Source organism: Sphingobacterium sp. LZ11T8 (assembly GCF_024261425.1).
Lineage (GTDB): Bacteria > Bacteroidota > Bacteroidia > Sphingobacteriales > Sphingobacteriaceae > Sphingobacterium.
Window position 1 is genome coordinate 453027 of the sequence record NZ_JANBZY010000004.1, and the last position, 21484, is coordinate 474510.

Sequence of the window (21484 nt, forward strand, 5' to 3'; positions counted from 1 at the left end):
CCTGTGTTGTTTGTTAGATGTAGTCGTCAATTATTCTTTAGTTGTCTCTTTTATAAAATCAGAAACTTGGTCGCTGTGTGTTAATATCAACTCTTGCATCGCTCGTGTACAGGCTATATATAGCATATTTCGGTCTATATTATTTTTATAATTTGCGTTGTTGACAAATGGTATAATTACCATATCAAATTCAAGACCTTTAGCAAGCTGGGTACTCGTTATAATAATACCATCGGTAAATCTCGTGCTTTCAGAGGAAAGGTATTGTGCCTTTATCTGCGCATCGTCCAGTGTGCGTGTGACATCCTCTGCTTCCTTTTCCGTTTTACAAATAATGGCTAAAGAATGGAATGTTTTATCTTTTAAAAATTGAGTAGTCAAGGCTATTATCCGCTCTTTTTCAGATGCAATGTCTTTTTCATTATAAACTATAGGTGACTTTCCGTGTCTTTCTATAGGTATAATATCTTCATTAAAAGCAATCCGTTGCGTAAAATTAATGATTTCAAAAGTAGAACGGTAACTCTTGTTCAATGTCATTAATTGCGATTGCGGGAAAGATTTTTGAAGACTGTTCAGATTTGTTTGGCTCTGCGGATTAAGCGATTGATTTATGTCGCCAAGCAAGGTTATTTTGCAATTGAACATCTTTTTTATAACCGCAAATTGAATTGGTGCATAATCCTGCATTTCGTCAATTACCAAATGTTTTACCTGTCTATCCGTATTGTAGCTGTCAATGTGCATCTTTAAGTATGCCAAACCAAAAGCGTCTAAATACTCAATACCTTTATTGATAATAGATTTTAATAAATCTTTTCTGCCGAGCCAAACATAAAAATCCTTGTAAAGGATTTTTATGGTTTTGCTTCCTGACATATTATTAATGGCTTTTCTTAGCTCCGCTTTATCTTTGGACGAAACCTCATAGCGGTGTTTGTAAAAAAGATGGTGAGCAAGCCGGTTTTCCATTTCTTTGATACGCTTTAATAATGATAGTCTGAAGAGCGAGCGATATTCTTTATCGACAATATCCTGTGGGATAACATATTTTCCTATTTTAATGTCCTTTGCTGTGAAATAATTACTATTCAGATAAGCAATATATTCGTCCAATTTTTTCACGAAAGCTTCCGATGATTTGAAATTTACCCTTTCCGCAAAAGATTTATTTTCTGTATTCAATAACAACGAAACCTGCAAAAACAGACTTTGTACAACATATTGATATTCCAAAAATTCATTTATTAGCTCGATTACTGTTTTCTCCGGTATGTTTTCCTCTCCGAGTTCGGGAAGGACATTCGATATATAATCGGAAAAAACTTTGTTAGGAGAAAGTATCAAAATATTAGTCGATGTAATTGTGTCCCTAAACCTATATAGCATAAAAGCTACACGGTGCAACGCTATAGATGTTTTTCCTGAACCTGCGACACCTTGTATGATGAGAGTATTTGAGCTTTCATTTCTGATGATTGCATTCTGGTCTTTCTGAATAGTAGCGATGATACTTTTCATTTTTTCATCAGCCTTTAAGCTAAGCTCTTTTTGCAACAGTTCATCATAAATATGTGCGGAAGTATCCAGCATAAATTCCATTTCCCCATTTCTAATTTTATATTGGCGCTTTAAATTTATATTGCCCGATACCGTACCTGATGGTGCTTCATAAAAAGCATTCCCTTTTTCAAAGTCGTAAAACATACTGCTGATAGGTGCTCGCCAGTCGAATATTAAGTTTGTTTTGCTTTCTTCGTCTATGAAGTTGCAGATGCCTATATATACAATTTCCTCGGTGTCTGTGATAGTAGGCTGAAAATCAATTCTACCAAAATACGGACTACGGTGTAGTCGGTTCAACTGTTTCAGTAATGCCACGGATGCTTCTCCGCTGGTGGCGGTATTAGAGAGTGACTGATATAATATCGCTTTCTCATCTTTATTTTCCCGTAAATACTCTTTGTATTCAACCATTTCATCTGAGCTTTTTTGTACACGATGCCGAATATTTTTCATTTTGTCGGAAATAGCTGTTTTCACCTCCTGTAAACGCTTTTGTTCGTCCTGTTCTGTTTTTATGTTCATCATATGGTTATTGTTTATAAATGAGTAATCGCTCATTTAATGGTTAAAAAAATATTATGGTTTCAATCCTTGCAGAACCTGCTTCAACGTAAATTCAAGTTTTGCTTCTGTAAGTTGAAATTTGCTTGATGTAGTGGTGTTATTCATACCGAAATTAATAAGCTGATATAATGGTGAAAATGCTAATGCCCAATATACTTCAAAAGGCATTTTCGCCAATTGCCCATCTTCAACGGCTTTGTCTATAAATGCCCCCAATAGCTTGCCATACCTCTTGTTCAGGTTCTCTGTAACGGATAAATATATATCCGAATACCGTACTTTTTCAATAAAAGCCACTTGTTCCGGATATAACTTGTAAAAGTAATAACGGTTTTTCCATTGTAATTTTATCCCTTCGGCAAATCCCATATCAGATGAGAGCCCCTTTATGCTTGATGCCAATATATTGGCACTAACCTCATTACATAACGTAGTTAAGATAGCTTCTTTATTCTTGAAATAAACATAGATTGTACCAACGGATAACCTCGCCTCTTTTGCAAGCTTATTTACGCCAAACCCTTCAAGCCCCTGTTTCACAATCATTTCTATGGCTTTTTTTTTGATTAGTTCTGCCTTATTTTCATCTCTCTGCCTCATTTTGCAAATATAAAAAAATAGTCGCTCATTTATTAAGGTTTTTCTTATTTTTTACCCCTCCTGTATCAAGTGCTGTAAATCGGGGTCGTTCTTGATACGCTCCACTTCGTTCTCCACAATTTGCATAACGTCCGTTTTAACCTGCCTGTAATTGGCTTCAATGACCTGTTTCATATTGTCGTTGCCGTTTTCATCGGTAAAGGATAATATCTGCGGTATCTTTTTGTAGGCTTTGGTTTCGGCAGAAATCTTTTCGTTATCCACCACGATTTCAGCATGAAATATTTTCTGCTCTATACGCTCATCAAAATTGTCTGAAACAGACCCCACGAACATTCCCTGTGTCAAGGTAGATATTTTGGATGCAGGTATAAGGGTGTCCAATTGGGTAGATATGGAAGTGGATTTATCATTGCGGTTAATGGTGATGCTCTGACGTTTCTGCAATACCTTTCCAAACCGTTCAGAAAGTGTTTTTGCTGTCTCTCCAACGACCTGTCCGCTAAAGATATTACCGACCAAGTTTTGTATAACTTTACTTTCTTTATCGCCGTAATCCCTCGTTAACTGCGAATAGTCTTGGATGCCAAAAAGTGACGAAATCCGATTTGAACGTGCCGTACTGATAAAATCCAAACCCCTAAAATAAATTGTGGGCAACTCATCTATGATAATGGAACTTTGAAGCTGTCCTTTCTTATTGATAAGTTTTACAATCCTCGAATTGTACAATCCCAAAGCGGACGAATAGATATTTTGACGGTCGGGATTATTACCCACGCACAAGATTTTTGGCTCTTGGGGGTTGTTGATGTCCAATGAAAAATCATCCCCCGTCATCACCCAATAAAGCTGTGGCGAAATCATCCGTGACAATGGGATTTTTGCCGATGCTATCTGCCCCTGCAACTGGTCTTGCGCTCCGCCCTGCCACGCATCCATGAAAGCCGACAGATAGTTTTCGAGTTCGGGGTATGAGGTGAGTATCGTAAAAACGTCTGCATATTTTTTATTCAGCAATTCAATAGCATGGGGAAACGTGCAATACTTTCCGTCTTCATAGATTTTCAGAAACCAAATGATTGAAGCAAGCAATATAATTGGGCTTTCCACGAAAAAATCCCCTTGCTTCAAAATCCACGACCTGTTGAGGTTTAACATGATGGTGTAAGAGGCTTCGTAAGCATCGGATATATCCGTCATAAAGGCAGGGCTTAGCGGATTGCATCGGTGGCTTCGTCGTGGGTCGTCAAAATTGATAACATAAAATTTCGGCTTTACCTTATACTTATCGGAGTGTTTCAGCAAATGGTTGTAGGCAATCGTGGAGAGGTCGTCAAACTTGAAATCATAGATATACATCGCAAACCCCTTTTCGATGTGTTGCTTGATGTAGTTGTTTACGATGGCGTAGGATTTTCCCGAGCCGGGAGTACCAAGTACAATCGAGGCTCGAAAAGGGTTGACGACATTAATCCAACCGTCATTCCACTTGCCCTTGTAAAAAAACTTTGTAGGAAGATTGACCGAATATTCATTTTCTATCAGACGGGGTTCCTGTTGGAAACTCTCGTTTTCATTATTGAAAACATCGTCCATCAGATTGTTTCGGAGTAGTCGGCTCATCCATACCCCTGCCATGAGCAAGGCTATATAACCCAAACTCGTTGTAAGGATGTAAAGCGATGTAGCAACCCGTGCCGACAGCTTTAACAATGGCGTGTTCAGAAAGAACAGTACAAAGCCGATAACTAAGGCGGTGTAAATCTTGCCCCACGTTATCTTTTCATTCTTTACGCCTTTAGTGCCGAGACAGCTTAACGCCAATAATATCAGCGCAAAAATCTTGGTGTAAAGGGTGTGTTCAAAAAGCCCTGCGGTTCGGTTGAAATTGGTAAGTATCTTACCTATAATTTCCAGTGTCCACCCATGTTCGGCAAAGAACCCGTAACAGAACCAATAAAAGTGCATCAGTACCAAAAGAATACTTACGGCACGCATAAAAGCCATTATTTTGGCTAATCCTCTCAAATCGTCTTCTCCCTGCATAACAAAAAAATTAGTGATGTAGGGAATTTAGAGGCTATTTAAAAGCACTTATTCAAAGGCGGGACGGATGGCTTTTGAAGGCTTAGTTTGGCTGAGTATAGTAGAAGCCGAAAAGGTAAAACTCGCTATTGAATATCAAGAGCAATTTTTTGTAACTTTGTTCCTAACAAAAACTAAAATATTTAATCCAATGAAGCTGTAAGTAACCGTTCAAAAATGGAGTTGACAATTCATCACTTATACAAAGTGATGAAGAAATGCATGCAAAACTTTAAATTTAGTACAATGACACAGTTACAAATGATTGATACGACCAAATCAATCGCTCAACAGGACGAAAATGTTTCCGCAGTTTTAATGTATGGGTCGTTTACCAAAAACGAGGGCGACCAATATTCTGATATCGAGTTTTATATTTTTCTGAAAAGCAAAGAAAATTTTTCTGCCGAAAAGTGGGTAAACAAGATTTATTCGACAACGTTATACTTTACGAATGAATATGGCAGTGAAGTCGCAATTTTTGAGAACCTGATTAGAGGCGAATTTCATTTTTTAACAATAAATGAGATTGACGTCATAAAATCGTGGGAGGGCTTTGTATCGTTCAGTGATTTTGACCAAATGAACTTAATTGACAAAGACGGTCTTTTGACTGAAACACTTAATCAAATAAAAACAAAATTGCCCGACAGAACTACAAATGAAAATATCTTATTTTTAAGCCAATCATTACTGAATGTATTGTTGACAACAAGTAACTTGATTAAAAGAAAGGAATACGCTCACGCTTACCAAAGCCTGTCAAACGTGCAAAAGTATTTACTTTGGTTAATCCGAATAGCAACAAATCAAACCCACCATTGGGAAAGTCCGACAAAAAGTTTAGAGAAAGATATTGACAAAGATTGGTATTCAGAATTTAGATTGACAACATCTGATTTGGACACTGGCAATTTAAAAGTAGCTTTCCAAAATTCATTTAACTTATCAAAAAAGCTGTTTGAAGAATTAGGTGTTAAGACAGACCTAAAACGACTACTAAATAGGATTGAATAAGCTGATTTTCTATTTCTTTATGTGGTTGGGAAATGTTTATTGCTTGTAATCTATTCCTACAAATGCGGTTTACCCATCCACTCTGTTAAACGTTTCATTCAAAGCTATTGTTGTCTTCCATGCCTTCTGCGTTTCTTCTTTTTCTTCATGCGGTTGGCAAATGCCTGTTCCTCGTAGTCTTCGCCCTGTGTTTCCGGCAATAGACCACCCAATCCGTCTATCCATAAATCATCGGTTGGCTGTTCTTTGTTAAGGAAGTTAAAAAGTGCATGGGCTTCCTCTTTCTCTACGGTGTTGCCTGTGGTCGATGACTGGTTTTGTGCGGATGTTTTTTCAGCTTCTTGGCGTTGCCCGACCGCCTGCCCGTTCCACCAATCATTAAAGACATTCGCCGAAAGGTTTTTACCTAAAGCTGAACCGTTCCAAACGGTACGGCTTTCGTGGTCGATAAAAGTCATACCATAGATACGCCCCTCATCGTTGCGCCGTACCACGGTATTGATGCCCTGCTCCAACAGTTGCTTTTTAAAATCGGCTTCATTAGTGGCGGTGTGCATCGCTACTTCAATGGTGCTTTTGAGTACGGCTCTTGTGGGGTCGGCTTTCATTTTCTCCTTAGCCTGTGCAAACAGGTTTTGCAGTTCGTCCAGTCCTGCCTGTTTACCGAAAAGCGATGCTTTAAAAGGATTGCTCGCTTTTTCTCCCTGTTCGTTCAGCGCAAAATAGACAAGCCCGTTTTTGGGCTGTCCGTGCAATTCCCCTTTGACTTCCTCTGCCATAATATTGAAAAGCGAAAGCAAGGCATTGTATGCGCCGAGGCTTGCGTACCCGTAATACTTCGGCAGGTGTCGCAGCACCGAAGCAATTTGGCTCTTAACGTCTCCGGCTCTGTAATCCACCGGACGGAATACCTGCTCATTTCCGGTGCGCTGTTTTTCCGTTGCAGGTATAAGATTGTACGTTTGTTCCAAATCCCGACAGATTGCCATCGAACGTGGATGGTCGTAACTGTCCGGTAGCTTCTTTCCGTCCAAACCCACACAGACCGTTACGATGTGGATATGGGTGCGCTCAATATCGGTATGCTTAAAAACGATATAAGGCTGGTTGCCATAACCCATGCGCTCCATATACTCCTGCGCCATTTTTACGAACTGCCCATCGCTGACCCTATCCGCAGGATCAGGGTTCAGCGATATGTGGCGCACTGGCTTTTCTGTTTTGATATTTGCGGACAGATACGGCTCAAAACACTGGTGCAGGTAAGCGGTCGAAAAGGTATTATCCAACGTTTCGGGCATTCTGTTCAACAACAGAACCTGTCCGTTTTCGCTGTCAATCTTCTTTTGGTTATAGGAAATAGCACCGTACAAATTCTCACCCTTTCCAATCTTTGCTATCATCTTATCTGTGTTTTTGCAGGTGTTCTTTTTCAAATTCCTGTGTTAGTTCAATCACTTTCCGGCATAAGTCCGCCATTTCTGCCGTCTGCTTTTCCAGTTTAAAGAGGTAAGCCGATGCCTTTTTCTCCGAGAAATTACGGTAAAGTATCTTCACTATTTGGTTGTAATTCACGCCAACCGCTCTGAACTGGCTGTAAAGATTGGTCAGCCTCGTATGAAAATCGACTGCATCCATGTCAATTTTTACGGTTTTGACTGGCTTCTGAAAGATGCAGGCTGTAATAAAATGTGCCATTACTTTCATTCCCGATTGCTCGAACAACGTAAGGAACTGTGCATTTTCCATGTCGTTGAGACTAATCGAATAACGGTGGGTGGCAGGGTCTTTCTTAGGCTTGCGACCAACTTTGTTTGTTCGGTTTCTTCTGTTGTCTTCCATATCTAAATCCATTAATAATTACTATAAACTGCGACTTTGGAGCGGTTTTCAGCCCCCTGCAAGGGCAAGTGGTTTTGAGGTGCGGAATTTATTTCGAGCATCTCAAAACATAACTTGCTCTGTTCGGGTGAACAGAAAATCCGTCCGCCTATCGGCGGATACGGATTGGGTAAAGCGGAAAAAAACGGCTTTGCGCCGTTCCGCCCATAACTTCCATTCTCCAATGATTTTTCCATTCACCCTTTGCATTTAAGCCCTTACAAAGTAAGGGTAGCTTTTTCAAAGCATTGACCTATCCGCCACGACCAAACATTGCCAAAAAATGCCGTGGATTACCGCTTTAAATCAATGGAGCGGAATAACCTGCTTCTTTGCGCTATCAGTCACGCAAGCCTGTTTGCAGGCATCCGCTCCCGATGGCAGTTGTGAAAGACGGAGCGCAGGAATGCCGGAACACATGACGGCGTTCCGCTCGGCAGGCAGGAATACCGGGCGGCATGAAAACTATCCGGTAGCCATTCCAACAGGCAGGACGACAGGCAAGCCATCGGTCTTGCCCGTGTGAAAGCCGGAATGACGGCACGGCTGATTGAACGAACGATGGCAAGCCCGACAGACGGGATTGTATCAAGACTGCCGGACAGTGTGCAGGGATGACAGCCCTGTTCAATGCAAGACGGCAGGCAGTCCACGGAAATAGAAACTTAAAAATAGAATAGAAATGGAAGCAACAAACAGGACAAAATTCATTGCTTTTTCAAGCCAAAAAGGGGGCGTTGGGAAAAGCACGTTTACAACGGTTACGGCAAGCATACTCCATTACCAAATGGGCTATAATGTAGCCGTCTTTGACTGTGATTATCCACAGCACAGCATCTGTCAGATGAGGGAACGGGATTTGAAAGCGGTCATGCAGAACGAGGTGCTGAAAAAACTGGCACACCGCCAATTTTCCACCATCAACAAAAAAGCCTATCCGGTACTGCAAAGCAAGGCTGACAATGCCCTAACGGATGCGGAAGCATTCATACAGTCCTCGACCATTCCCGTGGATGTGGTTTTCTTTGATTTGACTGGAACGGTGAACACTTCGGGCTTGCTGAACACACTGGCAGGAATGCACCACATCTTTTCGCCTATCACGGCAGACCGTGTGGTCATGGAAAGCACATTGAGCTTTACCGATGTGCTGACCAATGTCCTTATGAAACAAGGTCAGACCTCCATCGAAACCATACGGCTGTTTTGGAACATGGTCGATGGCAGGGAAAAATCGCAACTGTACGAAATCTACGGCAACGTCATTAACGAGGTCGGACTGCAAGCAATGGAAACACGCATTGGCGATAGCAAACGCTTCCGCAAGGAAAGCGAGGCAACGGCAAAGACTGTCTTCCGCTCCACGCTATTGCCCCCCGACAAAACATTGATGAAAGCCTCCGGCTTGGACTTGTTCATCAGTGAATTTCTAAGAACCGTCAAACTGTAACCGCTATGGAAAATGAAAACAAGAAAAAGCCGAATGCCCCGATTGACGAGGCATATCTCATGTCCATCATGGCAGGCGAAACAAAGAAGCCCCAACAGGCGGTAGCACCGCAAGAGCCGAGCGCAGAGCCGACAAAGGAAACGCCAACGGAAAAGCCCGTAGCCAAAGAGCGCACCCGACAAAAGAGGGCTTCCGATACGGGCTATGGCGAGCGTTTTCTCAACAGCCACACCATGACACGCCGTGGCGATAAGAGCATCTACATCCGGCAGGAATACCACGAACGGCTTTCCCGTATCGTGCAGGTTATCGGCGAGGATAAAATACCTCTGTACGCCTATTTGGACAATATTCTCGAACATCATTTTGAACAGTTCGAGAAAGCCATCACCGATGATTTCAACAATAAGTTTAAACCCATTTTTTAAAGTATTCGATTATGAACAAGACACAGCAAAAACAACCGGAAAAGGTATTGCGCAAAGCGCATTACAAATCGGCATTTTTAAGACCGACAGGGGTCGTGGCAAGGTGCGGAAAATCGGTCTACATAAGCCCCGATTTCCACAAGAAATTATCCCGTATCGTCTTTCTGCTCGGCGAGGGAGAAATTACGCTTACCGATTACCTGCACAGCGTACTGAAACATCACTTTGAGGAGTTCGGAGACGAAATAAAGATTATCTATGCCGACAAGCAAAAGCCAATCTTATAGCTATGGAAACGTTGATTGTAATATGCCTTATCATCGTCATCATCCTTTTGCTGAAAGATAAGGTGGTCATCCATAAGAACGTCCGCAGGGAAATAAAGCCGGAAATGAAAAGCCCCGACCTGCCGGATATTATGGGGCTTCCCAAGCCTGTGGAACGCCACACCTTGCCACTGGATGCCACAAAGAGACAATCGGGTGAACGTGACGGGATAGCTGATAATTTTGGAACAGAAACCTACGGGATAGGTTTTGGATTGGAAAATCCGCAGATTGAGGGAGAGCCGGATGAAGTTTTCGGGAGTATGTCCGATTTTGAAAATGTGGAAGACGAATGGGATGAGTACGGGTTTGAGGACAGCGACAATGAGTTTGCCACAGGGGTTACCTTTGATGAACTGACAACCGTGGGGGCATGGTTGGAGCAAGATACACTTGAACCTGCCCAGCAACAGAAAGCGGTGGATATAGTTCAGCGATTACAGGGAACGGAATTGTTAAGTCTGCTCGAAAACTCAATGGATGGGGCTTCACGGAAGATTGCAGAGTTGTTGGACAAGAGCCTATCCGCCGGAACGGATTTCAGCTCTCCCGATTTGCGGAAAAGTGATTTAGAGGATTTCGACATTGGGGAGTTTGTCTGAAAAGACAGCTTCCCTTTGTTTTTATAACGCTTTATCCAATCGCTTATGTGCGTATGATATAGTATTTAAAATATCAAGAGCTTCTTCTTCGCTGATTTCAAATTTAATTTTTGGTTGATGGGCTGTAGGGTTTCTTATTAGACCAAAAATACCTTTGATTAAATTGCATAATCCTATATGCTCACTTCTATCCGTTTCTGTTACTAAGTTGTTGATTTTAATCAAAGGGTTATTAGTAGAGAATGCAGTTTCTACCAAAGCATTACCGTCTGCATATAATCCCGTCATCTTCCTTAGACGGTCGGCGACACTTTTGGTCGCTTCAAAAACGGAATGAAAATAATTTTCAAGTAATAATTCAGCCCGACAATATTCGAAAACGGCTAAATGAACATTTCTGTTTTCTAATTTATGCTTTAAACGACTGGCTCTTTGTTCGGCATCTGCAATTGTTTTGGCTTTTTCAACTAATCTAAGGTTGCCCTCTTCTGTTAATTCAGTTCCTATAAAAGCTAAACGTTTATTCACTTCTAATCTGCGATTATGAAAAACTTCTTCTTTACCAATATACCTCACAGGTTGTAAAGCATCTTTGATAAACCGTAATATATGATTTGAGCATTGGTGTTGATTTTGCCAACTTGCAAATGCGGAATATAATCTTCTCCATTTTGTGTTTTGGGGGTCAACATCAGGAATATTAGAATTTAAAAGGATTTGTCCTATTTCAGAACCTGTTAAACCATCTGTTGTATCTCCAATTGCCCTGCACAAGCCCTCCAGTACATGAGCTTCAAACATTGGACGTTTGATATTCGCCATTATTCTATTTTTTTAAAGAAATCATTACTTAATAAGATTAATAAATTCAGTAGCATACCTTTCTGCTAATTCTCGGCTATTTTCGACACTAACTGTTTCCCTGTTCCAATTAGCTTTAGTCGTCCAGTTGTACGAACCATGAACAACCGTTTTTAAGTCAATTATACAGAATTTGTGATGCATTATGTTTTCATATTTTCCAGTTTTGAGTACTCTTTTAGTTTCAAAAAACTTTTCATACGGAAAGCCATATTTTGTGTTTATTTCATCATCCAAAACTATTAATCGAACATTTACCCCGGCTTTCATTTTATCATAAATTGCCCTCATTAAAACCTTATTCGTAAACCATGCTACAGCTATCCAAATAGAGAATTTGGCGTTTCGGATTTGCTCGATAATCTGTGCTTCAATATCCTCAAAATGAACTTCAACTTCTATGTTGTCCGGTAAGTCTGCGCCTATTATTTTGTATCTTCCCTCAAACTCATCGAGCCTATAACCATCTTGCTGTAAAAGGGGATTGATTTGCTCCACAGCTTCTTTTATATTCTTACTCGTATCTCTTGCGAAATGTCTTGGGTCGAAGACAATTTGCAATAACTGAACCATTTCCTTACTGCCATTTATCTCATATAATTTTTCCAAAACATAAGCATTTCTACTTAGGCTGTTTGGCATTCCACCATCTTGATGTTTATAAACGTCCTTAAAACCGATACGGTTAAAAAGTTTTAAAATTTCAGGGCCCGAAAGATAGGGCGACAGTTGATTATCTCCCGATATAAATTCCTTTATGCTCTCTATTGTTAAGTCTGATAATTTCATTAAGTATTTGGATGCTTGTTGTCAATGCTAAAATAACACATCTATCGGACAGTTTCGCTAATTACCATTAATCTATCATCAAAAAGCCACTTACTGCCAATTAATTCCGCTGATTTCCAGTTTCCCATAAGGCTTCGATTTCCATAAGACTTTTGTTGCGAAAGCCCGCACGAGGTGGGAAAGTAGTAACAATTTAATTCAGTTAAATCATGGTAAAACAAAGCAAAAAAGTGTTGCTGACAGGCGTTGCGTTCCTGTCGGCATTCGGTGTGTTCGCACAGGGCAACGGCTCGGCAGGCATCCAAGAAGCCACGCAGATGGTAACAAGCTATTTCGACCCTGCAACCCAATTAATTTATGCGATTGGGGCTGTGGTTGGTTTAATCGGGGGCGTAAAGGTGTACAACAAATTTAGTAGCGGTGACCCCGATACAAGCAAGACTGCGGCGTCGTGGTTTGGGGCTTGTATCTTCCTCATCGTAGCGGCGACCATTCTCCGCTCATTCTTCCTTTAAGCTGGCGTATTATGAGCAATTACAATATCAATAAAGGTATCGGCAGGACTGTCGAGTTCAAAGGACTGAAAGCACAGTACCTGTTCATCTTCGCAGGTGGTCTGCTCGGCGTGCTTATCCTTGTCATGGTCATGTACATGGCAGGTGTAAACTCCTACGTGTGCCTGCTTGTCGGGGCAGGCGGTGCATCGCTCATCGTTTGGCAAACATTCGCATTGAACGGCAAATACGGCGAATACGGATTGATGAAAGTCGGGGCAAAGAAAAGGCATCCGAAATACATCATCTGTCGCAGAGCCGTAAACCGCTATTTAAAATTCACTTCTAAATCCAGTCATTTATGAGAAATACAGGAAAAGCCACAACGTTGGAAAGCAAGTTTCCATTACTGGCGGTGGAACACAACTGCATCATTTCAAAGGATGCGGACATCACGGCTTGCTTTCGGGTACACCTGCCGGAGTTATTCACGGTGGCATCGGCAGAGTATGATGCCATACATTCGGCTTGGCACAAGGCTATCAAGACCTTGCCGGACTACACCATTGTCCACAAACAAGACTGGTACATCAAGGAAAGTTATGCTCCGGATATTGCGCAGGAAGACCAAAGTTTCCTTGCAAAGTCCTATCAACAGCATTTCAACGAACGTCCATTTTTAAACCATTACTGCTATCTCTTTTTGACCAAGACGACCAAAGAGCGGATGCGGATGCAGAGTAATTTTAGTTCGCTATGCAAGGGTGTACTTATCCCGAAAGAAATTAGGGATAAAGAAACCGTCCGCCGTTTCATGGAGGCCGTTGCACAGTTTGAGCGGATTATCAACGATAGCGGTTTTGTGAAACTGGAACGCCTGACCGAGGATGACATCATCGGCACAGGCGAAAAACAGGGATTGCTCGAACAGTACCTTACCCTGTCGAGGGAAACGGGAACGCCCATGCAGGATATAGCTTTGGGAAGCGAGGACGTGCGTATCGGCAACAAAAGGCTGTGCCTGCACACCCTATTCGATACGGACGATTTACCCAACACGGTATCGGCAAATACGAGGTATGAAAAGCTGTCCACGGACAGGAGCGATTGCCTGTTGTCCTTTGCCTCTCCGGTGGGCTTGCTCCTTAGCTGTAACCATATCTATAACCAATACCTGTTTTTGGACAACAGCGATGAGAGCCTGCGGAAGTTTGAAAAGTCAGCCCGTAATATGCACTCACTGGCAAGGTACAGCCGTGCCAATCAGATTAACAAAGAGTGGATTGAAAAGTATCTGAACGAAGCGCACAGCTTCGGGCTTTCTTCTATCCGTGCACACTTCAATGTGATGGCGTGGTCGGATGACGCAAGCGAACTCAAACAGCTAAAGAACGATACGGGCAGTGCGCTCGCTTTGATGGAATGCAGACCGAGGCATAACACGGTGGATGTTGCCACACTGTATTGGGCAGGCATACCAGGCAATGCAGGGGACTTTCCGGCAGAGGAAAGTTTCTATACGTTCATCGAACCTGCACTGTGTTTCTTTACCGAAGAAACCAATTACCAAAGTTCGCCATCACCTTTCGGTATCAAGATGGCGGACAGGCTGACAGGCAAACCCATCCATTTGGATATTTCCGACCTACCCATGAAAAAAGGCATTATCACGAACCGCAACAAATTTATTTTGGGGCCGTCGGGTTCGGGTAAGTCTTTTTTCACCAATCACATGGTGAGGCAGTATTATGAGCAAGGCTCTCATGTACTATTGGTCGATACGGGCAACTCTTATCAAGGGCTGTGCGAACTGATTAAGGGAAAGACAAAAGGAAAAGACGGTGTTTATTTTACCTATACCGAGGATAACCCCATCGCCTTTAATCCGTTCTACACGGACGATGGCATTTTCGACATCGAGAAAAGGGAAAGTATCAAGACTTTGATACTGACTTTATGGAAGCGTGATGACGAACCGCCGAGCCGTTCGGAGGAAGTGGCATTGTCCAATGCCGTGAGCGGTTATATCGACTGTATTAAGCAAAGCGATGAATACCCCTCTTTCAACGGATTTTACGAATACGTAAAAGGTGACTACAAAAAGGTGCTGGAAGACAAACAGGTAAGGGAAAAAGACTTTGACGTTGCAGGTTTCCTAAATGTATTAGAGCCTTACTATCGTGGGGGTGAATACGATTACCTGCTCAATTCAGACAAGCAACTTGACCTGCTTTCCAAACGCTTTATCGTGTTTGAAATTGATGCGATTAAAGACCACAAAATCCTCTTTCCCATAGTGACCATCATCATTATGGAAGTATTCATCAATAAGATGCGCAGGCTCAAAGGTGTGCGCAAACTGATACTGATTGAGGAAGCGTGGAAAGCCATCGCCAAAGAGGGAATGGCGGAGTACATCAAGTACCTGTTTAAGACCGTCCGCAAATTTTTTGGTGAGGCTATCGTGGTCACGCAGGAAGTGGACGACATTATCCAGTCACCCGTGGTCAAGGAAAGCATCATCAACAATTCCGACTGTAAAATCCTGCTTGACCAACGCAAGTACATGAACAAATTCGATGACATCCAAGCGATGCTCGGACTGACGGAAAAGGAAAAATCCCAAATCCTTTCCATCAACCAGAACAATGACCCGTCAAGGCTTTATAAAGAGGTATGGATCGGGCTTGGCGGTACGCACTCTGCGGTGTATGCCACAGAGGTTTCGCTCGAAGAATATTTGGCATACACCACCGAGGAAACCGAAAAAATGGAAGTCATGCAACTGGCATCCGAACTGGACGGCAATGTGGAACTGGCAATAAAGCGCATTGCTGGACAGAGACGTGAGAACGCAAATAATTATTAATCATTTAAAAAATCAGAGACAATGAAGAAAACAATGTTACTGGTGTGGACGGCATTTATGCTTGCCGTCGTACCGTCTGCAAAGGCACAATGGGTGGTAGTTGACCCTTCAAATCTGGCATCGGGTATCATCAACTCCGCCAATGAAATCGTGCAGACCTCATCCACCGTGTCCAACGTGGTAAAGAATTTCAACGAGGTAAAGAAAGTGTATGAACAGGGCAAGGAATACTACGATAAATTGAAAGCTGTAAATAACTTGGTTAAAGATGCCCGAAAAGTGCAACAAACGGTACTACTCGTAGGCGATGTGTCCGAAATGTACGTGCAGAATTTCGGCAAAATGATGAACGACCCGAATTTCAGTCCGCAGGAACTCACGGCAATCGCCAACGGTTATTCCACGCTCCTAAACGAGAGTACCGAACTACTCAAAGAACTGAAACAGATTGTTACCTCGACCTCGCTTTCGCTGAACGATAAGGAACGTATGGACATCATCGACAGGGTTTACAAAGAGGTCAAGGACTATCACAGCCTTGTCCGGTATTTCACCAACAAGAATATCTCCGTGAGCATTTTGAGGGCTAAGAAACAGAACAACACCAAAAGGGTGCTTGAACTGTACGGAACTGCTGAACAAAAATATTGGTAAGCTATGGAATGGAACAATCTTCACGAACTCCTGCGCTCTCTTTACGATGAGATGCTCCCACTGTCCGCCGATATGGCGACAGTGGCTAAGGGCATTGCCGGATTGGGCGCACTGTTCTACGTGGCACTGAAAGTGTGGCAGGCATTGAGCCGTGCAGAACCGATAGACGTGTTTCCGCTCCTGCGACCGTTCGCCATCGGGCTTTGCATTATGTTCTTCCCGACCATCGTATTGGGAACTATCAATGCGGTATTAAGTCCGGTCGTAAAAGGCACAAACGCCATGCTCGAAAACCAAGTGCTTGACCTCAACAAATTGCAGGAACAAAAAGACCTGTTGGAGAGAGAGGCAATGCTCCGCAATCCCGAAACCGCTTACCTCGTAAGCGATGAGGAATTTGATAAGAAACTGGATGAATTGGGATGGTCGCCGTCCGATTTGGTTGCCATATCCGGTATGTACATGGAGCGTGGAATGTACGATTTAAAGAAAAGCATCCGTGACTGGTTTCGGGAGCTACTGGAAGTCCTTTTCCAAGCATCTGCTTTGGTCATAGATACCATACGGACATTCTTTCTTATCGTGCTGTCCATTCTCGGGCCGATAGCCTTTGCGATAAGTGTATGGGATGGTTTTCAGTCCACACTTACGCAATGGCTGACCCGATATATCAGCGTGTACCTGTGGTTGCCCATTGCCGATATGTTCAGCTCCATGCTCGCCAAGATACAATCCCTTATCATCGAACGGGATATTGATATGCTTGCCGACCCGACCTACATCCCCGACACATCCAACACCGTGTATATCATCTTTATGCTGATTGGCATCGTGGGCTACTTCACCGTTCCAACGGTGGCAGGTTGGGTAATACAGGCAGGTGGTGCAGGGAACTTCATGCGCAACGTAAACTCTACGGCATCTAAGACCGGAAACATCGCCGGAGCAGGAACGGGGGCTGTTGCAGGCAATATCGGTGGCAGGTTAATGAACAAATAAAAATCAGAAAGCAATGGAATTTAAGACACTAAGAAATATCGAAAACAGCTTTAGGCAAATACGGCTGTACGCAATTGTATTTGCGGTACTCTGCATCGCGGTGGTAGGTTATGCCGTATGGCAGTCCTACCAGTTTGCAGAGGCACAACGCCAAAAAATATATGTACTGGACAACGGCAAGTCCTTGATGTTGGCATTGTCACAGGATGCAAGCCTCAACAGACCTGTTGAGGCAAGGGAACACGTAAGGCGTTTCCATGAACTGTTCTTTACGCTCGCACCGGATAAGAACGCTATTGAAAGCAACATGAAAAGAGCTTTTAATCTTGCCGACAAATCGGCTTTCGATTACTACAAAGACCTTTCGGAAAAGGGCTATTATAATCGCATCATTTCGGGCAACGTGCAACAGCGTGTCGAAGTGGACAGCGTGGTGTGCAACTTCGATACCTATCCCTATTCCGTTAGGACGTATGCTAAACAGTTTATCATCCGGTCAAGCAACGTTACAAGGCGAAACCTTGTGACCTCCTGTTATCTCGTGAACTCCGTCCGCTCGGACAACAACCCACAGGGCTTCAATATCGAAAAGTTTGCCGTGTTGGAAAACAGGGATATAGAAGTCATCGACCGCTAAAGCCAAGATTATGGAAGCAATATCAGATTTGAATACGTTCGCCAAAATCCTTACTGCAAAGGGGTATGACGGCGATTTCCATACGCAGGGTGCGTATGCCGGAAAACTGAAAGCAAGCATCAGCGAATATCTCGCCAACTGCCCCAAAGGTGTAGCTAAAAAGGAGTTGTTGCTATCCTGCTTTCTGCAATGGGCAGGCGAAGCCCTGCCCAGGATAGAATGCCTTATGTGGGTGAAGTACCTAAACGGCAAATTCTTCTTGGGCAGAATGGAGATTGCAAAAAAAGACCGTTACGGGCAGGTGCTGAAACAATCGGAACTGACTGACCTGTCGGTCGTCACCGCTCCCAAAGCAAAAGAGGCAATCGCTATGGTCAGTGATGCAGTGGAACGGAATAACAATTAAAGCATGAAAAATCTAAGAACAGCAATCAGTAATTGGTTTGACAAGCTCGATGGACAGTGGCGAGCGTTGCCTGTTAAAAAAAAGCATCGCTATACGCTACTGCTCTTTGCAGGCTATGCACTGCTGTCCGTCATCGTACTGCTCGAAGTGTGCTACGATGTAGCGCATTCCGATAATACCATGACTATTGAGCATATCGAAAACCCCATTAGGCAAAACAATTCCTCGGTTTCACCGCAGGACAGTATTAAAACAATCTTAAAAGATAAAAATCATGAAAGACAGTGAAAACAAAAAGGTAAGTTTTTTGGTCGAAGATGACGACCCGAAAAACGGAATGGATGCGACCCAAGACGGGGCGCAGAACAAAGCAGACAAGTTAAAGAAGCCCATCATTTTTGCCCTTATGGGCGTGGTGTTCCTCGGCTGTATGTACCTAATCTTCAAACCGTCCTCCGATAAGAAAACGGTCGAGGATATTGGTCTGAACGATGTCGTACCGCAGGCAAACGATGCAGGGCTTCAATCCGATAAGCAAAAGGCTTATGAACAGGAACTACTCGAACAGAAAATGCAGGAAAAGCGCAATGCGCTCCTGTCACTATCCGACTATTGGAGCGAGGACAGTACCGCCGATCAGGAAGCGGAGCAACCGGATGAGGTTTATGAAGACGGCTACGCTTCCGGCGGTGGTACACGCAGGAACAGCAACCCTGCTCTGAACAGTTACCGCAATGCGCAAAGTACGCTGACCTCGTTCTACGACAACAGCGATTACGAAACGCAGGAACTCCGCAAACAGATTGAGGAACTCAAAGAACAGTTGGCAGAAAAAGACGTACCGCCTGTAACGACCATAGATGACCAACTGGCTTTGATGGAAAAGTCATACGAAATGGCTTCCCGTTACCTGCCACAAACCCCTGCACAGCCGAACAGTACGGACACAATGGTTTCCACAAAGAGTGCCTCACAAAAGGAGCATTTCGTGGCTTTCACTCCTGTAAGAAAAAATACGGTTTCCGCATTGTACCGTGAACCGACTGACAGTGCTTTTTTGGCAAACTGGAACGAAACCCGAAACCGTGGCTTCTATACGGCAGGTGTTTCGGAACAGGTCATACAGCCAAAAAACAGCATCAAGGCAGTGGTACAGGAAACACAGGTCGTGACGGGCGAAGGCGATGTGCGCCTGCGCCTGTTGGAAACGGCACAAACGCCTGTCCGCTCCATTCCGGCAGGAACGGTACTAACGGCAAATGCCAAGTTTCAAGGTGGCAGGTTGCAGTTAAAAGTAACGTCCATCGAATATGAGGGCAACATTATTCCGGTCGATATAACCGTGTACGATGTGGACGGACAGCAAGGGCTATATGTGCCATATTCTCCCGAAATGAACGCCCTGTCAGAGATAGCCTCCAACATGAGCCAAACGGGGGGAACAAGTATCATGATGACACGCTCGGCAGGGCAACAGATGGCAGGCGGCCTTTCCCGTGGCGTGGTGCAAGGGGTATCGGGGTACTTCTCCAAGAAAGTGAGGACACCGAAAGTAACCGTCAAAGCCGGTCATCAGTTATTCCTCGTTTCAAAAAATTAATGTTTAACTAAAATCAAAAAGAAAATGAAAGCAATATTTAAAAGCCTTTTGGCAATGGTCTGTTTAACGGTCTTTATCACTGGTGCGAATGCACAGCAAGTGGCATCCGGTACAACAAAATTGAGCATGGGCAAGGTTGACCCTTACGAAATGCAGGTGACGTACAGCAAGACCTCGCACCTCATATTCCCGTCCGCAATCCGCTACGTGGATTTGGGCAGTGAGTACCTTATCGCAGGCAAAGCCGAGGATGCGGAAAACGTACTGCGCATTAAGGCAAGCGTAAGGGATTTTGACGAGGAAACCAATTTTTCGGTCATCACGGACGATGGTCGGTTTTACAATTTCAACGTCTTTTACAGCCCTTATCCTGCAACGCTGAATTATGATTTGTTGACCATGCAAAAGGCATCGGACAGGGAAAACGGCAACGATGTTCTGTTTGAGGAATTGGAGGGCAATTCGCCGTCACTGGCAGGCTTGCTCATGGAAACGATTTACAAAAAGAACAAAAGGATTGTAAAGCATATCGGGGCAAGAAGCTACGGCATACAATTCCTGCTAAAAGGTATCTACGTCCATAACGGAAAATTCTATTTCCATACGGAACTGCGCAACAAAAGCAATGTTCCGTTCAACATTGACTTTGTGAATTTCAAGGTCGTGGACAAGAAAGTCGCCAAGCGTACCGTGGTGCAGGAAAAGGCAATGAACCCATTGCGTATGTACAAAACGCTCGGTGAAATAACGGGCAATACCACCGACCAGAACGTATTCCTGCTCGACCAGTTTACCATAACGGATGACAAGGTACTCGTGATTGAAATTTTTGAAAGGAACGGTGGCAGACAACAGGTATTGCAGGTGGAAAATTCCGACCTCGTACACGCCAAGCTGATAAGCGATATGCACCTAAAGATTGATTAACCAAAAAGGAACGAACAATGATAAGATACATTTTTGCCGTGGTGTTTGCCATGCTAAGCATGACGGCGGTACAGGCACAGCGAATGCTCCCCAAACAAAAGGGATTGGAAGTAAACGCAGGTATGCTGTCCAAAGAAATAAGCGACAATTACTATCTGAATTTGACATTGACCGTGAACGGAAAGAACGGCAATTACTGGATATGGGGTGCGGAGTACACCCATCAATTTTCCTGTTACAGGGATGTACAGATACCGCTCGAAACCTATACAGGCGAGGTGGGTTACAGTCTTCAGCTATTGGGGGATGCAAGAAAGACCGTTACGCTGAATGCAGGGCTAACAGCTGTGGCAGGTTACGAAACCATCAACCGGAGCGAAGCCATGCTATCGGATGGCTCGACCATCCTCGACAAAGACAATTTCGTCTATGGTATGGGCGGACGGCTCACGCTCGAAACGCACCTGTCCGACCGTTTTGTCCTGCTCCTGCAAGGGCGGACAAAAGTATTATGGGGTACGGATTTGAAACAGTTCCGTCCATCGGCAGGGATTGGACTAAGGTTTAACTTTTAAAATTGATTTACGATGAAAATATTACTGATTATCCGTTTATGCACCTGTTATATTCGCAATTACTAGTCTGTCAAAGAGTTTGTCTCCAAAATACCGTCTGTTTAATTTGTAAATAAACTCGTTGAGATACAACTGTAAGTATTTCCTTTTG

The 21484-nt window shown here is 43.4% G+C and carries 23 protein-coding genes and 1 pseudogene; 16 read left to right on the top strand and 8 right to left on the bottom strand.

The features are described from left to right. Window positions 1–30: 30 nt before the first annotated feature. From NLF99_RS12485 to mobC, 3 genes are read right to left on the bottom strand one after another with little or no spacing between them, the layout of a single operon-like run. Window positions 31–2091, bottom strand: coding sequence for a UvrD-helicase domain-containing protein (locus NLF99_RS12485; protein ID WP_254528633.1), 2061 nt, complete (start codon window positions 2089–2091; stop codon window positions 31–33). Window positions 2092–2142: 51 nt separating this feature from the next. Beyond that, window positions 2143–2730, bottom strand: a complete 588-nt coding sequence (locus tag NLF99_RS12490) for a TetR/AcrR family transcriptional regulator (RefSeq protein WP_254528635.1) — start codon at window positions 2728–2730, stop codon at window positions 2143–2145. Window positions 2731–2781: 51 nt separating this feature from the next. After that, window positions 2782–4779 carry a conjugal transfer protein MobC gene (mobC, locus tag NLF99_RS12495; RefSeq protein WP_254528637.1) on the bottom strand — a complete coding sequence of 666 codons (1998 nt, stop codon included), beginning with the start codon at window positions 4777–4779 and terminating at the stop codon, window positions 2782–2784. 285 nt (window positions 4780–5064) lie between these two features. On the opposite strand from mobC, the gene NLF99_RS12500 reads away from it, so the two are divergent. Further along, complete coding sequence (locus NLF99_RS12500) at window positions 5065–5835, top strand: aminoglycoside 6-adenylyltransferase (protein WP_254528639.1); 771 nt, start codon at window positions 5065–5067, stop codon at window positions 5833–5835. Window positions 5836–5939: 104 nt separating this feature from the next. Here the strand turns inward: NLF99_RS12500 and mobB are convergent, their stop codons facing one another. Continuing rightward, the gene (gene mobB, locus NLF99_RS12505) at window positions 5940–7238 is read right to left on the bottom strand and encodes a conjugal transfer protein MobB (protein ID WP_254528659.1); all 1299 of its coding nucleotides are present in this window, start codon (window positions 7236–7238) and stop codon (window positions 5940–5942) included. Between the two features lies 1 nt (window position 7239). Beyond that, the gene (gene mobA, locus NLF99_RS12510) at window positions 7240–7677 is read right to left on the bottom strand and encodes a conjugal transfer protein MobA (protein ID WP_149914636.1); all 438 of its coding nucleotides are present in this window, start codon (window positions 7675–7677) and stop codon (window positions 7240–7242) included. Window positions 7678–8398: 721 nt separating this feature from the next. Here mobA and NLF99_RS12515 point away from each other — a divergent pair. The 4 genes from NLF99_RS12515 to NLF99_RS12530 are packed head-to-tail and all read left to right on the top strand — an operon-like array spanning window position 8399 to window position 10522. Beyond that, on the top strand, window positions 8399–9166 hold the full coding sequence (locus NLF99_RS12515) for a ParA family protein (protein ID WP_254528641.1): 768 nt from the start codon (window positions 8399–8401) through the stop codon (window positions 9164–9166). A 5-nt stretch (window positions 9167–9171) separates the two neighbouring features. After that, window positions 9172–9594, top strand: a complete 423-nt coding sequence (locus NLF99_RS12520; RefSeq protein ID WP_149915192.1) for a DUF3408 domain-containing protein — start codon at window positions 9172–9174, stop codon at window positions 9592–9594. Between the two features lie 11 nt (window positions 9595–9605). Next, on the top strand, window positions 9606–9881 hold the full coding sequence (locus NLF99_RS12525; protein WP_045756031.1) for a DUF3408 domain-containing protein: 276 nt from the start codon (window positions 9606–9608) through the stop codon (window positions 9879–9881). A 2-nt stretch (window positions 9882–9883) separates the two neighbouring features. Beyond that, window positions 9884–10522, top strand: coding sequence for a conjugal transfer protein TraD (locus tag NLF99_RS12530; RefSeq protein ID WP_149915191.1), 639 nt, complete (start codon window positions 9884–9886; stop codon window positions 10520–10522). A gap of 21 nt (window positions 10523–10543) precedes the next feature. Here NLF99_RS12530 and NLF99_RS12535 read toward each other — a convergent pair whose 3' ends face one another. Further along, window positions 10544–11344 (bottom strand): TIGR02391 family protein, encoded by an 801-nt coding sequence (locus NLF99_RS12535; protein ID WP_149915190.1) that lies wholly within the window; start codon window positions 11342–11344, stop codon window positions 10544–10546. Window positions 11345–11368: 24 nt separating this feature from the next. After that, a complete protein-coding gene (locus NLF99_RS12540) occupies window positions 11369–12172 on the bottom strand; it encodes a phospholipase D-like domain-containing protein (protein ID WP_149915189.1) in 804 nt (267 codons plus the stop codon). A gap of 209 nt (window positions 12173–12381) precedes the next feature. On the opposite strand from NLF99_RS12540, the gene NLF99_RS12545 reads away from it, so the two are divergent. From NLF99_RS12545 to NLF99_RS12595, 11 genes are read left to right on the top strand one after another with little or no spacing between them, the layout of a single operon-like run. After that, window positions 12382–12687 carry a DUF4134 domain-containing protein gene (locus tag NLF99_RS12545; protein WP_149915188.1) on the top strand — a complete coding sequence of 102 codons (306 nt, stop codon included), beginning with the start codon at window positions 12382–12384 and terminating at the stop codon, window positions 12685–12687. A gap of 11 nt (window positions 12688–12698) precedes the next feature. Next, window positions 12699–13031 (top strand): DUF4133 domain-containing protein, encoded by a 333-nt coding sequence (locus NLF99_RS12550; RefSeq protein WP_149915187.1) that lies wholly within the window; start codon window positions 12699–12701, stop codon window positions 13029–13031. After that, entirely contained in the window at window positions 13028–15535 is a 2508-nt protein-coding gene (locus tag NLF99_RS12555; protein WP_254528643.1) for a TraG family conjugative transposon ATPase, read from the top strand. Before NLF99_RS12550 ends, NLF99_RS12555 begins: the two co-directional genes overlap by 4 nt. Before the next feature lie 21 nt (window positions 15536–15556). After that, on the top strand, window positions 15557–16189 hold the full coding sequence (locus tag NLF99_RS12560) for a DUF4141 domain-containing protein (RefSeq protein ID WP_149915185.1): 633 nt from the start codon (window positions 15557–15559) through the stop codon (window positions 16187–16189). Window positions 16190–16192: 3 nt separating this feature from the next. Then, window positions 16193–17188, top strand: coding sequence for a conjugative transposon protein TraJ (gene traJ / locus NLF99_RS12565; RefSeq protein ID WP_185211642.1), 996 nt, complete (start codon window positions 16193–16195; stop codon window positions 17186–17188). Window positions 17189–17201: 13 nt separating this feature from the next. Further along, the gene (gene traK / locus NLF99_RS12570; protein ID WP_149915183.1) at window positions 17202–17825 is read left to right on the top strand and encodes a conjugative transposon protein TraK; all 624 of its coding nucleotides are present in this window, start codon (window positions 17202–17204) and stop codon (window positions 17823–17825) included. A gap of 10 nt (window positions 17826–17835) precedes the next feature. Next, window positions 17836–18231, top strand: a complete 396-nt coding sequence (locus tag NLF99_RS12575; protein ID WP_045756384.1) for a hypothetical protein — start codon at window positions 17836–17838, stop codon at window positions 18229–18231. 3 nt (window positions 18232–18234) lie between these two features. Beyond that, entirely contained in the window at window positions 18235–18519 is a 285-nt protein-coding gene (locus NLF99_RS12580; protein WP_149915182.1) for a nitrogen regulatory IIA protein, read from the top strand. Beyond that, window positions 18506–19831 (top strand): conjugative transposon protein TraM, encoded by a 1326-nt coding sequence (gene traM, locus NLF99_RS12585; protein ID WP_149915181.1) that lies wholly within the window; start codon window positions 18506–18508, stop codon window positions 19829–19831. The genes NLF99_RS12580 and traM overlap by 14 nt, the downstream gene beginning before the upstream one ends. A 24-nt stretch (window positions 19832–19855) precedes the next feature. Then, window positions 19856–20758, top strand: a complete 903-nt coding sequence (traN, locus tag NLF99_RS12590) for a conjugative transposon protein TraN (RefSeq protein ID WP_185211644.1) — start codon at window positions 19856–19858, stop codon at window positions 20756–20758. A 17-nt stretch (window positions 20759–20775) separates the two neighbouring features. Beyond that, window positions 20776–21333 carry a conjugal transfer protein TraO gene (locus tag NLF99_RS12595; RefSeq protein WP_149913534.1) on the top strand — a complete coding sequence of 186 codons (558 nt, stop codon included), beginning with the start codon at window positions 20776–20778 and terminating at the stop codon, window positions 21331–21333. A 36-nt stretch (window positions 21334–21369) separates the two neighbouring features. On the opposite strand, the pseudogene NLF99_RS12600 reads toward NLF99_RS12595, so the two are convergent. Further along, window positions 21370–21484, bottom strand: a pseudogene (locus NLF99_RS12600) (IS1595 family transposase); the annotation flags it as partial.

Excerpts from the sequence above, each read along its gene's own strand:
- NLF99_RS12485 (WP_254528633.1), bottom strand. The coding sequence starts at position 2,091 with ATGATGAACATAAAAACAGAACAGGACGAACAAAAGCGTTTACAGGAG.
- NLF99_RS12490 (WP_254528635.1), bottom strand. The coding sequence starts at position 2,730 with ATGAGGCAGAGAGATGAAAATAAGGCAGAACTAATCAAAAAAAAAGCC.
- mobC (WP_254528637.1), bottom strand. The coding sequence starts at position 4,779 with ATGCAGGGAGAAGACGATTTGAGAGGATTAGCCAAAATAATGGCTTTT.
- NLF99_RS12500 (WP_254528639.1), top strand. The coding sequence starts at position 5,065 with ATGACACAGTTACAAATGATTGATACGACCAAATCAATCGCTCAACAG.
- mobB (WP_254528659.1), bottom strand. The coding sequence starts at position 7,238 with ATGATAGCAAAGATTGGAAAGGGTGAGAATTTGTACGGTGCTATTTCC.
- mobA (WP_149914636.1), bottom strand. The coding sequence starts at position 7,677 with ATGGAAGACAACAGAAGAAACCGAACAAACAAAGTTGGTCGCAAGCCT.
- NLF99_RS12515 (WP_254528641.1), top strand. The coding sequence starts at position 8,399 with ATGGAAGCAACAAACAGGACAAAATTCATTGCTTTTTCAAGCCAAAAA.
- NLF99_RS12520 (WP_149915192.1), top strand. The coding sequence starts at position 9,172 with ATGGAAAATGAAAACAAGAAAAAGCCGAATGCCCCGATTGACGAGGCA.
- NLF99_RS12525 (WP_045756031.1), top strand. The coding sequence starts at position 9,606 with ATGAACAAGACACAGCAAAAACAACCGGAAAAGGTATTGCGCAAAGCG.
- NLF99_RS12530 (WP_149915191.1), top strand. The coding sequence starts at position 9,884 with ATGGAAACGTTGATTGTAATATGCCTTATCATCGTCATCATCCTTTTG.
- NLF99_RS12535 (WP_149915190.1), bottom strand. The coding sequence starts at position 11,344 with ATGGCGAATATCAAACGTCCAATGTTTGAAGCTCATGTACTGGAGGGC.
- NLF99_RS12540 (WP_149915189.1), bottom strand. The coding sequence starts at position 12,172 with ATGAAATTATCAGACTTAACAATAGAGAGCATAAAGGAATTTATATCG.
- NLF99_RS12545 (WP_149915188.1), top strand. The coding sequence starts at position 12,382 with ATGGTAAAACAAAGCAAAAAAGTGTTGCTGACAGGCGTTGCGTTCCTG.
- NLF99_RS12550 (WP_149915187.1), top strand. The coding sequence starts at position 12,699 with ATGAGCAATTACAATATCAATAAAGGTATCGGCAGGACTGTCGAGTTC.
- NLF99_RS12555 (WP_254528643.1), top strand. The coding sequence starts at position 13,028 with ATGAGAAATACAGGAAAAGCCACAACGTTGGAAAGCAAGTTTCCATTA.
- NLF99_RS12560 (WP_149915185.1), top strand. The coding sequence starts at position 15,557 with ATGAAGAAAACAATGTTACTGGTGTGGACGGCATTTATGCTTGCCGTC.
- traJ (WP_185211642.1), top strand. The coding sequence starts at position 16,193 with ATGGAATGGAACAATCTTCACGAACTCCTGCGCTCTCTTTACGATGAG.
- traK (WP_149915183.1), top strand. The coding sequence starts at position 17,202 with ATGGAATTTAAGACACTAAGAAATATCGAAAACAGCTTTAGGCAAATA.
- NLF99_RS12575 (WP_045756384.1), top strand. The coding sequence starts at position 17,836 with ATGGAAGCAATATCAGATTTGAATACGTTCGCCAAAATCCTTACTGCA.
- NLF99_RS12580 (WP_149915182.1), top strand. The coding sequence starts at position 18,235 with ATGAAAAATCTAAGAACAGCAATCAGTAATTGGTTTGACAAGCTCGAT.
- traM (WP_149915181.1), top strand. The coding sequence starts at position 18,506 with ATGAAAGACAGTGAAAACAAAAAGGTAAGTTTTTTGGTCGAAGATGAC.
- traN (WP_185211644.1), top strand. The coding sequence starts at position 19,856 with ATGAAAGCAATATTTAAAAGCCTTTTGGCAATGGTCTGTTTAACGGTC.
- NLF99_RS12595 (WP_149913534.1), top strand. The coding sequence starts at position 20,776 with ATGATAAGATACATTTTTGCCGTGGTGTTTGCCATGCTAAGCATGACG.